This is a genomic window from Yimella sp. NH-Cas1 (assembly GCF_022359705.1).
Lineage (GTDB): Bacteria > Actinomycetota > Actinomycetes > Actinomycetales > Dermatophilaceae > Yimella > Yimella lutea.
In genome coordinates this window covers 2,031,647-2,045,541 of the sequence record NZ_JAKSGG010000003.1, presented here as the reverse complement: position 1 = coordinate 2,045,541, position 13,895 = coordinate 2,031,647, and the positions used below count along the sequence as shown (strand labels likewise).

Here is a 13,895-nt window from a genome sequence, read left to right as displayed (position 1 = left end):
ATACCTTCTTCCTGCCGGTTCCGGTTCGCCACCGCTTCCGGGCGTGCTGCGCCGGACGGGTCGCACGGTTCGGCGTGCGGAACCGAAACGTGCGGCGAGCGGTTCGGGTGCTGCGGCGAACGGCGGGACGCTTTCGTCAGTCGGCGACGGCTTCGGGCACGTGCAACCTGGCCATGATGCGTCCGGTCGAGGCCGGGACGCTGTTCGGCGTGGCGAGCGAGACGACGATCATCACGAACACCGCGAGGGGCGTCGTCCACGCCGCCGGTGCGGTCAGCAACTGTCGCGCGAGACCCTCGGTCCCGACGCCTCCGGCCAGGACCACTGCGGCGCAGGCGCCCGTCGTGAAGCCGCCGGTGAGCACTCCGGCGATCGCGCCGGCGCGGGAGAGGCTGCGCCACCACACACCGAGCACCACCAGCGGCGCGAAGGTGGCGGCCGCGATCGCGAATGCGTAACCGACGACCATCGAGATGCCGAACGGGCTACGCAGGACCGCGGCGGTGAACGGCACGAGCATCGCGAACATCACTGCGAAACGGAAGGATTGACTCGGCTTCACGCTGGGGTGACGGCGACGCACCAACGGTCGGACGATGTCCTGATCGAGGACGCCGGCGACCGCCATCAGCAGGCCGCTCGCGGTGGACAGGAATGCAGCGAACGCTCCCGCGGCAAGCAGGGCCGACAACAGATCGCCGACGCCACCGGGCAGGACGGCGCCGGGCAGCCGGAGCACCATCGTGTCCCGCATCCCAGGTGCGTCGCCAGGCAGGTAGATGCGTCCGAGCCAGCCGTAGATCGGCGGCCAGACGTAGAACATGCCCAGCAGGGCAAGCACCGCTACGGTCGTTCGGCGGGCCTCCCGGCCGGTCGGATTGGTGTAGAAGCGCACGACGACGTGGGGCAGACCCATGCTGCCCAGGCACAACGCGATCAGCAGGCTGTAGGTCGCGTAGAGGTTGTCGGTGTTCGCGGACGCGGTGAGCGGGTCCCACCAGTCGGTGCCGGCAGGCGCCGAGGGACGGTCGTCGCGCAGCCACACGCCGAGCATCACGAACGCGGGGACGACAAGCGCAGTCAGTTTGAGCCAGTACTGAGCCGCCTGGACGAGCGTGACCGACCGCATCCCGGCGAGCGCGACATTGAACGTGACGAGCACGGTGACCAGGGTGCTGCCGACCCAGCGGGGCCATCCGGTGACGTGGTTGAGCACCAGGCCCGCGCCCTGGAGTTGGGGGATGAGGTAGAGCCAGCCGATGCCGAGCACGAACACTGAGCAGACCCTGCGCGCGGCCTTCGACTCCAGTCGCAGCTGAGCGAAGTCGGGCAGTGTGTACGCCCCACTGCGACGCAGCGGTGCAGCGACGAGGACGAGCAGGACGAGGTAGCCGATGGTGTAACCGACGGGGAGCCACAGCGTGTCCAGGCCGTTGTCGTACATCAGCGCTGCGACACCGAGGAAGCTTGCCGCAGAAAGGTATTCACCACCGATGGCACTCGCGTTGCGCCAGGGGGAGACCGTTCGCCCGGCGACGTAGAAGTCGCTGGTGCCGCGGGTGAACCGCAATCCGACCAGGCCGAGACCGGAGGTGAGTACGCAGACCGTCGCGATCGCGACGAGCGACCAGGTGGAGGTCACCGCCTGCTCACCGGTCGGGTCACCATCGTCGTGAACTCCAGCTCCAACCGCTCCGATGCGCGGACGTACTGGCGGGCGATCAGCACCGCCGCGGGGTAGACGAGCACACCGAGCACCCACCAGGCGAACGGCACCCCGGCGAACGTGACGTGCCGGGTTGCCGGCACGAAGTGGAACAGCAACGGCAGGCCGCCGAGACTGACGATTCCCACGGCGAGGACCCGCAATGCGAGCCGCAGTTGGGCACGCATCAAGCCCTCGACGTACACCTCACCGAGTTCGGTCTGCGAGTTGATCTCGTCGCGCAGGCTCTGGCCGGCCGGGTTGCCGGTCGGCGCGCGGGAACTGGTGATGCGGACGCGTGGCGCCGCGTGCTCCATCAGATCTCTCCACGCTGCAACAGGTGCTGCCGCAGTTCGCGGGTGTGCCGGCGGCTGACCTGCAGTGAGGTGCCGTCGACGGTGACCGAGCAGCGCCCGTCGTCCATGTGCAGCTCGGACACGAAGCGGGTACAGACGAGCGTGGAGCGGTGGATACGGACAAATCCTGCTGCGGCCCAACGCTCCTCGAGTGTGTTCAGCGGGATCCGGACGAGGTGGGTGCCGTCCGGTGTGTGCAGTTCGGCGTAGTCGCCCATCGCCTGGACGTACCGGACGTCGGAACGCAGGATGAAACGCGTGACACCGCCGCGTTCGACGGGGATGCGTTCGCCCTCGGGTTCGGCCTGAGCTGCGGTGGCTCCGACGCATTTGCCGACCGCCTGTGCGAGACGTTCAGGTCTGACCGGTTTCATCACGTAGTCGACGACGTCGATCGCGAAGGCGTCGACGGCGTACTCGTCGTAGGCGGTCACCAGGACCACCTGCGGGCGCTGCGGCAGCCGGGCGATGACGCGGGCCAGTTGCATGCCGTCCAGGCCCGGCATGTTGATGTCGCTGAACACGACGTCCACGGGGGTGAAGTCGAGCAGGTCGAGTACTTCGCCGCCGCTGGCCGCCTGCAGGACCGTGCCGATGCGCTCGTCCTGGTCGAGCAGCCAGGCGAGTTCCGACCGGGTAGGTGCTTCGTCGTCGACGACGAGCACGGACAGGGGTGCTGCGGACATGGGGTAAACCTAGGCCTCGGGCGCGAATTTGGGCACCCTGAAACTCACCTTCATGCCCGAGCCGCGAGCTGTCTCGATGACGAGGCCATGGTCGTCCCCGTAGGTCTGTCGCAGGCGCGCGTCGACGTTGCCCAGTCCGACCGACCCGCCGCGCCCGTGCCCGTCGAGCACCTGCCTGATGCGTTCGGGTTCGGCTCCGACACCGTCGTCCTCGACGCTGATCTCTGCTTCGGGCCCGATGTCCCGAACGGTGAGCGTGACCGTGCCGGTGCCCGCCTTCGGGGCCAGGCCGTGCCGGACGGCGTTCTCGACCAGCGGTTGGATGGCCAGGTAGGGCACACGGACCGCGAGCACCTCGGGCGCGACCTTCATCCTCAGTTGCAGACGCTCGCCGAAGCGAGCTTGTTCGAGCACGAGGTAGCGCTCGACGTTGCGCATCTCCTCGGCGAGCGTGGCGGTCGCGCCGCCCTGGCGCAGGGCGTAGCGGGTGAAGTCGGCGAACTCCAGCAGCAGCTCGCGGGCGCGGTCGGGGTCGGTGCGCACGAACGAGGCGATCGCGCCGAGGCTGTTGTAGATGAAGTGGGGGCTGATCTGGGCCCGGAGGGCTCGCAGTTCGGCTTCCATGGCGCGGGTGCGGTCGGCCGAGAGGTCGGCGAGCTCGACCTGGGTCGCGATCCAGCCGGCGACCTCCTCGGTGGCCCGGGCCAGCCCGGCGCTCGGCTGTTCGCCGCACGCGACCAACTGCCCGACGACGGTGTCGCGCACCCGGATCGGGGCCAGAACCGCCGTTCGCACCGGACAGTCCGGGTCGTCGCAGTCGAGGGTCGTGATGACCGCGACCTTGCCATCACCGAGGTGCTCGGCTGCGGCTTCGTGCACCTCGGCCCGGTGGTGGTCGCCGACACCGTCCCACGCCAGGACCTCTCGGCTGCCGCTGAGCGCGAGGGCGGGCGTGGCCAGGAGTTCGCGCAGGTGAGGGAGTGCCCGTCGGGCCGTCTCCTGGTCGAGTCCGTCACCGAGGTGCCGTCCGGCGAGGGACGCCGTGTGCAGGGTTTCGTACGTCGCCCGGTCGCGTTCGCTGACGAAACCTCGTTGCAGGTTGCGGCGGCGCAGCACCTGCCACAGCAACAGGATCACCAGCGCAGCACCGATCGCGAGGACGATCGTCACGGGCTCGGGGCTGGTCATTCGGCGAGCGTAGGCGCCGGGCAGCGTCCGAGGGCGGACATCCCCGGCGACATGCGAACGGCCACCGCCTGCGGTGCAGTCGGTGGCCGTTCGAGAAAGCGCCCCCTGCAGGATTCGAACCTGCGCTCCCGCCTCCGGAGGGCGGTGCTCTATCCCCTGAGCTAAGGGGGCCCAGCAGCCGCCAACCGTATCAGCAGCAACGAGAATCCCTCGCATCGGTGCCGTTCCGAAGAGAGCCGGCGGCGGATCATGGCGATGTTCGGTGGTGAGGTCCTGGACGACACGGAAGACGCCGTCCGGCCACACGAATCATTGACCTGCATGAACCTGCCCAAGGGCATGGTCCGGTTGCTCGCGGACCTGTCACCATCACAAGAACGCCTCGGCTGCTTGACGGATCCGATGTCATCGGCCGGCGTAGCGGTCGATGACGATTGCGGCCCAACGCAATTGCCCGGTCGGTTCGCACCGTCCACTTTCTGAGTGATCCGGCGAGCCGGCCGCGCCCATCGGTAGCGTTGGCGCCGATGAACGCAGCTCAGACTCCGGTCTTCTCCCGCAACACCACCCGCACCAAGGACGGGTCGTTCGCCGTCGCCGGACACGACGTCCGTGACCTCGCGCGAGACTTCGGCACACCCGCGTACCTCGTCGATGTCGACGACGCGCGCTCGCGCGCTCGGGAGTACCGGGACGAGTTCGCCCGAGCCTTCCGCGGCATCGGCACCGAATGCGACGTGTACTACGCCGGCAAGGCGTTCCTCTCGGTCGCCATGGCGAAGTTGGTGCACGTGGAAGGTCTGCGACTGGACGTGTGCAGCGGCGGCGAACTCGCGGTCGCGGTCCGGGCAGGAGTGCCCGGTGAGTTGATCGGCGTGCACGGCAACAACAAGTCGGTGCACGAGATCGACGCAGCCCTGGCGTACGGCGTCGGACGCATCGTCGTCGATTCCTTCGAGGAGATCGAACGGGTCGCGGACGCGGCCGCCCGAATCGGCGTGATCGCGAAGGTGATGCTGCGGGTGAAGACCGGCGTCGAAGCCCACACCCACGAGTTCATCGCCACAGCTCACGAGGACCAGAAGTTCGGGTTCAGCATCGACGGCCAAGTGGCCGAGGCGGTCCGGAAAGTTCTGGCACGTAACGAGCTGCGACTGCTCGGTTTCCACTCCCACATCGGCTCCCAGATCTTCGAATCGGACGGTTTCGCGGTGGCCGCCGAACGGCTGATCGGGCTGCAGCTTGCGGTCGCGAAAGAGCACGGCGTCACGCTTCCCGAACTCGACCTCGGCGGCGGGTTCGGCATCGCCTACCTGCCGAGCGATGTTCCGCTCGCGCCGTCGGTCATGGCCGACCAATTGGCTTCCATCGTCCAGAAAGCTTGTGTCGCAGCCGGAACCGAGGTTCCGCGCATCTCGATCGAGCCGGGCCGGTCGATCATCGGTCCGGCCGGTATGACGCTGTACACGGTCGGCACCGTGAAGCAGGTCGTCGTCGACGACCAACTCACCCGCACCTACGTCGCTGTCGACGGCGGCATGAGCGACAACGCACGTCCGGTGCTCTACGACGCCGAGTACCACTGCGAGATCGCCGGCCGGCATGCCGAAGCGACTGCTCAGAGCCGGGTGGTCGGCAAGCACTGCGAGTCGGGCGACATCGTCGTGCGAGATGTGTTGCTGCCGAGCGATATTCGCGCGGACGACCTGGTGCTGGTGGCTGCGACCGGCGCCTACTGCCGTTCGCTGGCGAGCACCTATAACCACGTGCCGCGTCCGCCGGTCATTGCGGTCGATGAGGCGGGTGCGCGGCCGTGGGTGCGCCGCGAGACCATTGAGGACCTGTTGTTGCTGGAGAGTGAGTAGTCAGATGTCGGAGTCGGTGCGGATCGCGCTGCTCGGTTGTGGAGTCGTCGGGGGAGCAGTCGCCCGCCGGTTGTCGGAGGCGAAGGACGAGTTCGCTGCTCGAGTGGGTCGCCCGTTGGAGATCATCGGGGTCGCCGTGCGCGACACCGGAAAGGACCGTTCCGAAACCGGCCTGGACGCCTCCTTGTTCACCACCGACGCCGAGACGTTGGTGACCGAGGCCGACCTGGTGATCGAGCTCATGGGTGGCATGGAGCCGGCAAAATCGCTGCTGCAGAAGGCGATCGAGTCGGGTGCGAGTGTCATCACCGCGAACAAGGCGTTGCTGGGCCAGCACGGCGCCGAGCTCTACGAGCTCGCCGAGGAACACGGTGTCGATCTCTACTACGAAGCCGCCGTCGCAGGCGCGATCCCGCTGATCCGACCGCTGCGCGTTTCGCTCGCGGGGGACAGCGTCCACCGCGTGATGGGCATCGTCAACGGCACCACGAATTTCATCCTGGACAAGATGGACCGCACCGGTGCACAGCTCGCCGACGTGCTCGCCGAGGCCCAGGAACTCGGGTACGCCGAGGCCGACCCGACCGCCGACGTTGAGGGTCACGACGCCCAGGCGAAGGCTGCGATCCTGGCCTCGCTGGCGTTCCACACCCGCGTCCGCACCTGCGACGTCCACGTCGAGGGGATCATGGGCGTCACCGCCGACGACATTCGCGCGGCCCGACGGATCGGCTGTGTCATCAAGCTGCTCGCGATCGCCGAACTGGTCGACAAGGGCGGTTCGCAGGCTGTGAACGTCCGGGTGCATCCGACGCTGATCGATCGCAGCCACCCGCTCGCGTCGGTGCGCGAGGCGTTCAATGCTGTCTTCGTCGAGACCCAGATGGCCGGTGAGCTGATGTTCTACGGTCCGGGTGCCGGTGGCGACCCGACCGCTTCCGCAGTACTCGGCGATGTCGTGCAGGCGGCCCGTCACAAGGTGACCGGCGGCCGCGGGCCCGGTGAGTTGTCGTACGCGAACCTGCCGATCGAGCAGATCGGCGCATCGAAGACCGCCTACTTCATCCGACTGGACGTCGAGGACAAGCCTGGTGTCCTGGCGAACATCGCGAAAACCATTGGCGAGCAAGGCGTTTCGATCGAGTCGATGCGGCAGGGAGTTCGCCGTTCGCAGGACGGTCTGGCGACCTTGCACCTGATCACACACCGCTCGAGCGAGGCCGACCTGGCCGACGTCGTCGAGCGACTCAAGGCATCCGAGGACGTACGCGAGGTCGGCTCGGTCCTTCGCGTCGAGGGGGAGTAGGACGACATGGCACATCTGTGGCGCGGGGTCATCCGCGAGTACGCCGACCGGCTGCCGATGCTCGACGGCGCGCCCGTCATCACGCTCGGGGAGGGCGGCACACCGCTGATCCACGCCGAAGGGTTGACTGAGCTCACCGGTGCGGACGTCTGGGTCAAGTACGAGGGCATGAATCCCACCGGTTCGTTCAAGGACCGCGGGATGACGACGGCGATCTCGATGGCTGCCAAGGCCGGAGCGAAGGCCGTCGTGTGCGCCTCGACCGGCAACACCAGTGCGTCCGCGGCCGCGTATGCGACCAAGGCGGGTATGACCTGCGCGGTGCTGGTGCCCGACGGCAAGATCGCGATGGGCAAGCTGTCCCAGGCGATCGCGCACGGTGCAACGTTGCTGCAGGTCGACGGCAACTTCGACGATTGCCTCGGCGTCGCCCGCAAGCTCGGTGAGGCGTACCCCGTCGAACTCGTCAACTCGGTCAATCCGGCCCGTATCGAGGGTCAGAAGACGGCGTCCTTCGAGGTCATCGATGTGCTCGGCGACGCCCCTGATATCCACGTGCTGCCGGTCGGCAACGCCGGCAACATCACGGCGTACTGGAAGGGCTACAGCGAAGCCGTCGATTCCGCGCACGGCACTCCCGTCGCCACCAAGCGACCGATGATGTGGGGGTTCCAGGCCGAAGGCGCAGCACCGATCGTGCGCGGTTATCCGGTCGACGATCCCGAGACCGTCGCGACAGCGATCCGCATCGGTAACCCGGCGTCGTGGAAGCAGGCCGAAGCCGCGCGCGATGAGTCCGGCGGCGTCATCGACATGGTCAGCGACGACGAGATCCTGCACGCGCACCGCTTGCTGTCCAGCACCGAGAGCATCTTCGTCGAGCCGGGCTCTGCCGCGAGCATCGCCGGACTGCTGAAGATGCACGAGGCCGGACGGATCCCGCCCGGTGCTCGCATCGTCTGCACGGTCACCGGCCACGGCCTGAAGGACCCGCAGTGGGCGCTTCGGACCGCGGAAGGTTCCGATGTGCAGCCCACCCGCGTATCGGTCGACGTCGTGTCGGTCGCGCGGGCGCTCGGCCTCGAATCCTGATGAGCCGCAATGTGATCGAGCCTGGACGTCACGTCCGGGTGGACGTTCCGGCGAGTTCGGCGAACCTCGGACCGGGCTTCGATTCGCTCGGTCTGGGGATCGAGATCAGGGATGTCGTCGAAGCGAGCGTCGAAGGTGACCGGCTGATCATCGAGGTCGAAGGCGCCGGCGCGGGTGAAGTGCCGCTCGATGATCGTCACCTGGTCCACCGGTCCATGCTTGCACTCTGGGAGCGCCTTGAGGTCGAACCTCCCGCCGGACTGAAATTGTTGTGTCGCAACGAGATTCCGCACTCGAGGGGCCTCGGCTCATCCGCCTCGGCAATCGTCGCGGGCGTTGCAGCCGCCTGCGCACTCGTCCGGGGCGAACTCGACGACGACTCGATCACACTGGTCAACGACGTCGCGAGTGCGCTCGAAGGCCACCCCGACAACGCGTCCGCGAGTGTGTACGGCGGGTTCACCTCGTCCTGGTTCGACGAGCAGGATCAGGCCTGGCGCACCGCTCGGCCCGGGCTGCACCCGGACGTCGACGTCGCGGTGTTCGTGCCCGGATTCACGCTCTCCACAGACAAGGCGCGTGCCGCGCTTCCGGCTCAGGTGACGCTGGCCGACGCCGCCTGGAACGCTGGCCGTGCAGCGCTTCTGGTGCACGCATTGACGACGGACCCCGGTCGACTGCTGCCGGCAACGGCCGACTGGTTGCACCAGGAGAACCGGCGGCCGGCCTATCCCGCAAGCATGGCGCTGGTCGATTCGTTGCGCGGTCACGGTCACGCGGCCTTCATCTCCGGTGCCGGGCCGACCGTGCTGGTGCTCGGTGTTGGCGAGTCCCTGCGCGGTCTCTCGGCGCCGAACGACGACTGGATATTGCTGCGTCCGGGAATCGCCACGCACGGTGTGCGGGTCGTGTCACACAACTCACGGTGAGCGTGTAGATTGGTGAGCGCACCGAGTGAGGTTCCGGATCTCCGGCACGCCCCAGGTGTATTCACTCTCGCGATTGCGACATCGATCTCTGATGCGCAGCCGAGTTCAACACAGAGCCTCTTCGAGGCAGAACCCCGATCGATCGTCAGATCGAGATTGACGAGGGGGAAGGAACCTTCGTGACTGAAACCACCGAGTCGGCGACGACGGCAGCTGCCGCGTCGGGCTCTCGCGGATCCCTGGGCACGCTGAAGCTGGACGAGTTGAAGCGACTCGCCGGCTCGATGGGGATCAGCGGCACTTCCAAGATGCGCAAGAGCGACCTGCTCGCGGCGATCCAGAGCCGCGGCGGATCCTCGGACGGTGCCTCCGCGCCGGCTGAGCGAGCTCCGCGGGCCGCCAAGGCGCGGGCCGGGGCACCGCAGCAGGCCGAGGTGCCGGCTGCACAGCCCGCGACCGAGCCGAAGCTCGAGTCCGCGCGCGAAGATCGCACCGAGCAGGGCCGCGACGACCGCTCCGGTCAGCAGGTCGACCAGCAGGTCGACCAGCAGGGCGACCAGCAGGGTGAGCGCCGCAACCGGCGTGCCCGGGCGCCCCGCCAGGGCGCGGACGAGCAGGCCCCGCAGCAGGGTGCTGACCACGACTCCAAGCGCGACACCAGGTACGACAGCGAGCAGAACACTGCGGGTCAGTCGGATCGTCGTCAGGACCGTGATGACAACCGCTCTGACGATCGCTCGGACAACCGCGGTGACGACAACCGTGGCGAGAGCCGTGGGGACAACCGGGGTGGCGGCCAGAACCGCGACAACAACCGCGACAACCGCCAGGATGGCGACCGCGACCGCAACCAGGGCGGCAACAACCAGGACGGTGGCAACCGCAACCAGCGCGGAAACCAGGACCGTAACCAGGGCGGCGGCAACGACCGCCGCGGTAACCAGAACAACAACCAGAACCAGCAGGGCGGCAACCAGTCGAACCAGCAGTCCAACCAGCAGTCGAACCAGCAGGGCCAGGGTGGCGGCGGCAACCGCGACGACTGGGACGACCGCGGCGGCAACCGCCGCCGTCAGCGCGGACGTGACCGCAAGCGCGGCCGCAACCGCGCCGAGGAGTTCGGCGACGTCGACACCCAGGTGCGCGAGGACGACGTCCTGGTACCGGTGGCCGGCATTCTGGACGTGCTCGACAACTACGCGTTCGTGCGCACCAGCGGTTATCTGCCGGGGCCGAACGACGTGTACGTGCCACTCGGCATGGTCAAGAAGAACAACCTGCGCAAGGGCGACGCCGTCGTCGGTGCGGTGCGTGCGCTGCGCGAGGGCGAGCAGATTCCGGCTCGTCAGAAGTTCAACGCGCTCGTGCGTCTGGACTCCGTCAACGGGATGACCTCCGAGCAGGCCGGCCAGCGTGTCGAGTTCGGCAAGCTGACTCCGCTGTACCCGCAGGAACGCCTGCGCCTGGAGACCACACAGAACCAGCTCACCACCCGCATCATCGACCTCGTCGCGCCGATCGGTAAGGGCCAGCGTGGCCTGATCGTCGCTCCGGCGAAGGCCGGTAAGACGATGGTGATGCAGTCGCTGGCGAACGCGATCAGCACCAACAACCCCGAGTGCCACCTGATGGTCGTCTTGGTCGACGAGCGTCCGGAGGAAGTCACCGACATGCAGCGTGCGGTGAAGGGTGAGGTCATCGCCTCCACCTTCGACCGCCCGGCCGATGACCACACGACCGTTGCCGAGCTCGCCATCGAGCGGGCGAAGCGTCTGGTCGAGCTCGGTCATGACGTCGTCGTGCTGCTCGACTCGATCACCAAGCTGGGCCGTGCCTACAACCTGGCGGCACCCGCGTCCGGACGCATCATGTCCGGTGGTGTCGACTCCGCGGCGCTCTACCCGCCGAAGAAGTTCTTCGGTGCCGCGCGCAACATCGAGGACGGCGGCTCGCTGACCATCCTCGCCACCGCGCTGGTGGAGACCGGCTCGAAGATGGACGAGGTCATCTTCGAGGAGTTCAAGGGCACCGGCAACATGGAGCTCAAGCTCGACCGTCAGCTGGCCAACCGCCGTATTTTCCCGGCGGTCGACATCAACAACTCCGGCACGCGCCGCGAGGAGATCCTCCTCGGCCAGGACGAACTGAAGATCATGTGGAAATTGCGTCGTGTGCTGGCCGCACTCGACCAGCAGCAGGGCATCGAACTGCTGCTCGACCGGCTGAAGAAGACCAAGAGCAATGTCGAGTTCCTGATGCAGGTGCAGCAGACCTCGTCCATCAAGCTCGACGACGAGGACTGAGGCTTTTCAGCTCAGCGCCGAAAAAGCCCGGCCACTCCCATGGGGTGGCCGGGCTTCTTCGCGAAAGTCCGCAGAACTCGCGAGTCGACGGCGAGTTCTGCGGACTTCCGGGATGAACTAGCTGATCTCGACGTCGGCCGCCTGCACGAACGCGACGCGGTGTCCGAGGTTCACCTGGTAGTACTTCGTGCGGCCCACGGTGTTGACGTGGTCCTCGGGGGTCTCCAACGAGAACGTCTTCGCCTTGTAGTAGTCGGTCGGCACCGAGTCGTCGGACAGCACGTAGGTCTGCCCGGCCTTCATCGTGTAGATGAGCGGTGAGATCGGCTGCGCCTCAGCGGGATTCGCGTAGGCACTGGCCTCCGGGTAAGCCGATCCGTAGACCGGTGCGGTGGCACCCTTCGGTGTCACCGTGCGTCCGCCCTTGACCACGCGCGCAGTGGGCGCGTCGACCGGGTTGTGGAACCACGCGATCGCGCCGAGGTACCAGACCGCGGTCCAGTCGCCACGCACCTCGGCGACCGCGTACTCGGTGCCGGCGGCCGCGCGGGCGCCGACGTCCGAGACCTGCGTGGTCGACGGGCTCGCTTTCAGGCCGGGGTCGACGACCAGAGGCGCGGACGCGTCCGGGGCCGACCGCAACGGCACGAAGTTGGTGCCGTGGTCGGTGCCCTCGACGCAGACGCCGCTGCAGCCCTGCACGACCTGCACGTTGTCCTCGAACCCGGGCAGGATGCGGACGACGTCCCCGCTCTTCGGTGCGCGTCCCACGGTGCCCTTGGACAGCGGTGCACCCATGAGTTCGAAGTAACGCTCCCAGTCCCAGAAGGGGCCCGGATCCCAGTGCATGCCGCGGATCCGAGAGGTTGTCAGAGCGGGCACCTGGTCGTGACCGATGATGTGTGCGCGGTCCATCGGGATGCCGTAGGTGCGGCACACGTGCCGGGTGAGCCGGGCGCTGCGGCGATACATGACCTCGGAGTACCAGTTGTAGCCCTGGGCGGCGAAGCCCTCGTGCTCCAGCCCGACCGAGTGCATGTTCATGTACCAGTTGCCGGCGTGCCAGCCGATGTCCTTGGTCTGCAGGTGCTGGGCGATGTGACCGTCGGACGAACGGATCAAGTAGTTCCACGCCATGTACGTCGGGTCGGTGACCAGCTTGATGCCGACTTCGTAACTGCACTCGGTGTCGTGAATGACGACATGCGTGAGCTCCGGCGAGCGCGGTCGGAACGCCAGGTCGTGGTTGCCGTAGTCGACCTCGGTCGGTCCGTACAGCTCGTACGGCGCCGGCACCCATTCGACGCCGAGACCGTTCGGAGCGTCGACCGGACCGGTGGGGCGTCGCCCGGACTTGGCGCGGGCAACCACCCGGTCACGGCCCTTGCCGGGGGAGCCGACGGGCTGAGCGCCCACCGAGTAGCGGGTACGCCCGTCGCTCACCGACATACCGGACCGCAGATCGGCCAGGACGTCGTCGGCGTACTGCACCTGTGCGGCGGGGGTACTCAGGCCGCTCGTCGTGGCGACGGCTTCGTACCAGGACGAGGGATCGGTGGATGCACCGACGGCGCCACCGTTCGCGCGCTGGCGTGCGGCGAGCAGCGCTGCAGCGGCACGGATGTTGCTCGCGGCGTCCGTGCGGAGCGTGTCGGCGGAGATGCCGGACGCTGCGGCCGCGGCGCCCAAGGTGTCGATCGCGGCGCTGTCGTCCTTGCCCTCGGCGGCGCGCTGCTGCGCCACCGCCGCGCCGTCGACCAGATGCATGGGGCCGTATCCGAGGCTGCGGCTGGGGCGTCCGGCGTGGTCGGACCAGCGGGTCTGTCCGTAGCTGATCGCCGCGAGGAGGGCCGGCGGAACGGCGAACTCGCGGCCGGCATCGGCGAAGGCGGAGGTCTTGTCGACGGCGAGTGCCTTCGGCATGGCAGCGATGGCGCCTGCGGCGACGGTGACGGACAGGAACGAACGGCGGGAGAGGGATGACATGGATCCTCCAGGGCGGGGGGTGGGGAAGTGCTCACCATGGCACCGCGTTGGTCAAGAGAGGGTAAAACTTCCAACTTGTCCCAGTACGTGGCGAAATATAGCCCCCGCCCGGGCTTCGGGAATGAACACCACGAGTCCGATGTTTTGGAGGAGGTCCGCCTGCTCTGGCAGACTTGTTCCTTGGCCCCGGTTCACGTCGCGCATCCCGCCCGACGACCCGGGAAACAGCCTGAAGACTTAGGAGAAGCCGTGAAGAAGAACCTTCACCCGAACTACGCCGAGACCACGGTCACCTGCACCTGCGGCAACACGTTCACCACCCGCAGCACCGCCGAGTCCGGCCGCATCAGCGCCGAAGTGTGCTCCAACTGCCACCCGTTCTACACCGGTAAGCAGAAGATCCTCGACACCGGTGGTCGCGTGGCCCGCTTCCAGCAGCGCTACGGCAACAAGTCCAAGTAGCTTCTTCGATTCGCCGG

11 protein-coding genes and 1 tRNA gene are annotated in these 13,895 nt (G+C 67.6%); 6 read left to right on the top strand and 6 right to left on the bottom strand.

Features of this window, described 5'->3' with window-relative positions; translation table 11 throughout:
* Positions 1-136: 136 nt before the first annotated feature.
* The 5 genes from MF407_RS10130 to MF407_RS10110 all read right to left on the bottom strand — a co-directional run bounded on the left by MF407_RS10130 (position 137) and on the right by MF407_RS10110 (position 4,106).
* Positions 137-1,642: a cation acetate symporter gene (locus MF407_RS10130; RefSeq protein WP_239702202.1), complete on the bottom strand. Its 1,506-nt coding sequence runs from the start codon at positions 1,640-1,642 to the stop codon at positions 137-139.
* The gene (locus tag MF407_RS10125) at positions 1,639-2,022 is read right to left on the bottom strand and encodes a hypothetical protein (protein WP_129624761.1); all 384 of its coding nucleotides are present in this window, start codon (positions 2,020-2,022) and stop codon (positions 1,639-1,641) included. Before MF407_RS10125 ends, MF407_RS10130 begins: the two co-directional genes overlap by 4 nt.
* Positions 2,022-2,747: a LytTR family DNA-binding domain-containing protein gene (locus tag MF407_RS10120; RefSeq protein ID WP_141927860.1), complete on the bottom strand. Its 726-nt coding sequence runs from the start codon at positions 2,745-2,747 to the stop codon at positions 2,022-2,024. Before MF407_RS10120 ends, MF407_RS10125 begins: the two co-directional genes overlap by 1 nt.
* 9 nt (positions 2,748-2,756) lie before the next feature.
* On the bottom strand, positions 2,757-3,935 hold the full coding sequence (locus tag MF407_RS10115) for a histidine kinase (protein ID WP_129624763.1): 1,179 nt from the start codon (positions 3,933-3,935) through the stop codon (positions 2,757-2,759).
* A gap of 99 nt (positions 3,936-4,034) precedes the next feature.
* Positions 4,035-4,106, bottom strand: a tRNA-Arg gene (locus MF407_RS10110).
* Positions 4,107-4,462: 356 nt separating this feature from the next.
* Between MF407_RS10110 and lysA the strand changes: the two genes are divergently transcribed.
* The 5 genes from lysA (at position 4,463) to rho (ending at position 11,430) form a co-directional block, all read left to right on the top strand.
* Positions 4,463-5,800 carry a diaminopimelate decarboxylase gene (gene lysA, locus MF407_RS10105; protein WP_129624764.1) on the top strand — a complete coding sequence of 446 codons (1,338 nt, stop codon included), beginning with the start codon at positions 4,463-4,465 and terminating at the stop codon, positions 5,798-5,800.
* Between the two features lie 4 nt (positions 5,801-5,804).
* Complete coding sequence (locus tag MF407_RS10100; RefSeq protein WP_129624765.1) at positions 5,805-7,106, top strand: homoserine dehydrogenase; 1,302 nt, start codon at positions 5,805-5,807, stop codon at positions 7,104-7,106.
* A 6-nt stretch (positions 7,107-7,112) separates the two neighbouring features.
* Positions 7,113-8,198: a threonine synthase gene (thrC, locus tag MF407_RS10095; protein ID WP_239702201.1), complete on the top strand. Its 1,086-nt coding sequence runs from the start codon at positions 7,113-7,115 to the stop codon at positions 8,196-8,198.
* Entirely contained in the window at positions 8,198-9,127 is a 930-nt protein-coding gene (gene thrB / locus MF407_RS10090) for a homoserine kinase (protein WP_239702200.1), read from the top strand. The genes thrC and thrB overlap by 1 nt, the downstream gene beginning before the upstream one ends.
* Before the next feature lie 179 nt (positions 9,128-9,306).
* The gene (rho, locus tag MF407_RS10085) at positions 9,307-11,430 is read left to right on the top strand and encodes a transcription termination factor Rho (protein ID WP_345770856.1); all 2,124 of its coding nucleotides are present in this window, start codon (positions 9,307-9,309) and stop codon (positions 11,428-11,430) included.
* A gap of 117 nt (positions 11,431-11,547) precedes the next feature.
* Here rho and MF407_RS10080 read toward each other — a convergent pair whose 3' ends face one another.
* Positions 11,548-13,416: an N-acetylmuramoyl-L-alanine amidase gene (locus tag MF407_RS10080; protein WP_239702199.1), complete on the bottom strand. Its 1,869-nt coding sequence runs from the start codon at positions 13,414-13,416 to the stop codon at positions 11,548-11,550.
* A gap of 249 nt (positions 13,417-13,665) precedes the next feature.
* Here MF407_RS10080 and rpmE point away from each other — a divergent pair, with 249 nt between their 5' ends.
* Positions 13,666-13,878 carry a 50S ribosomal protein L31 gene (rpmE, locus tag MF407_RS10075; RefSeq protein WP_129624770.1) on the top strand — a complete coding sequence of 71 codons (213 nt, stop codon included), beginning with the start codon at positions 13,666-13,668 and terminating at the stop codon, positions 13,876-13,878.
* The last annotated feature ends 17 nt before the right edge of the window (positions 13,879-13,895 follow it).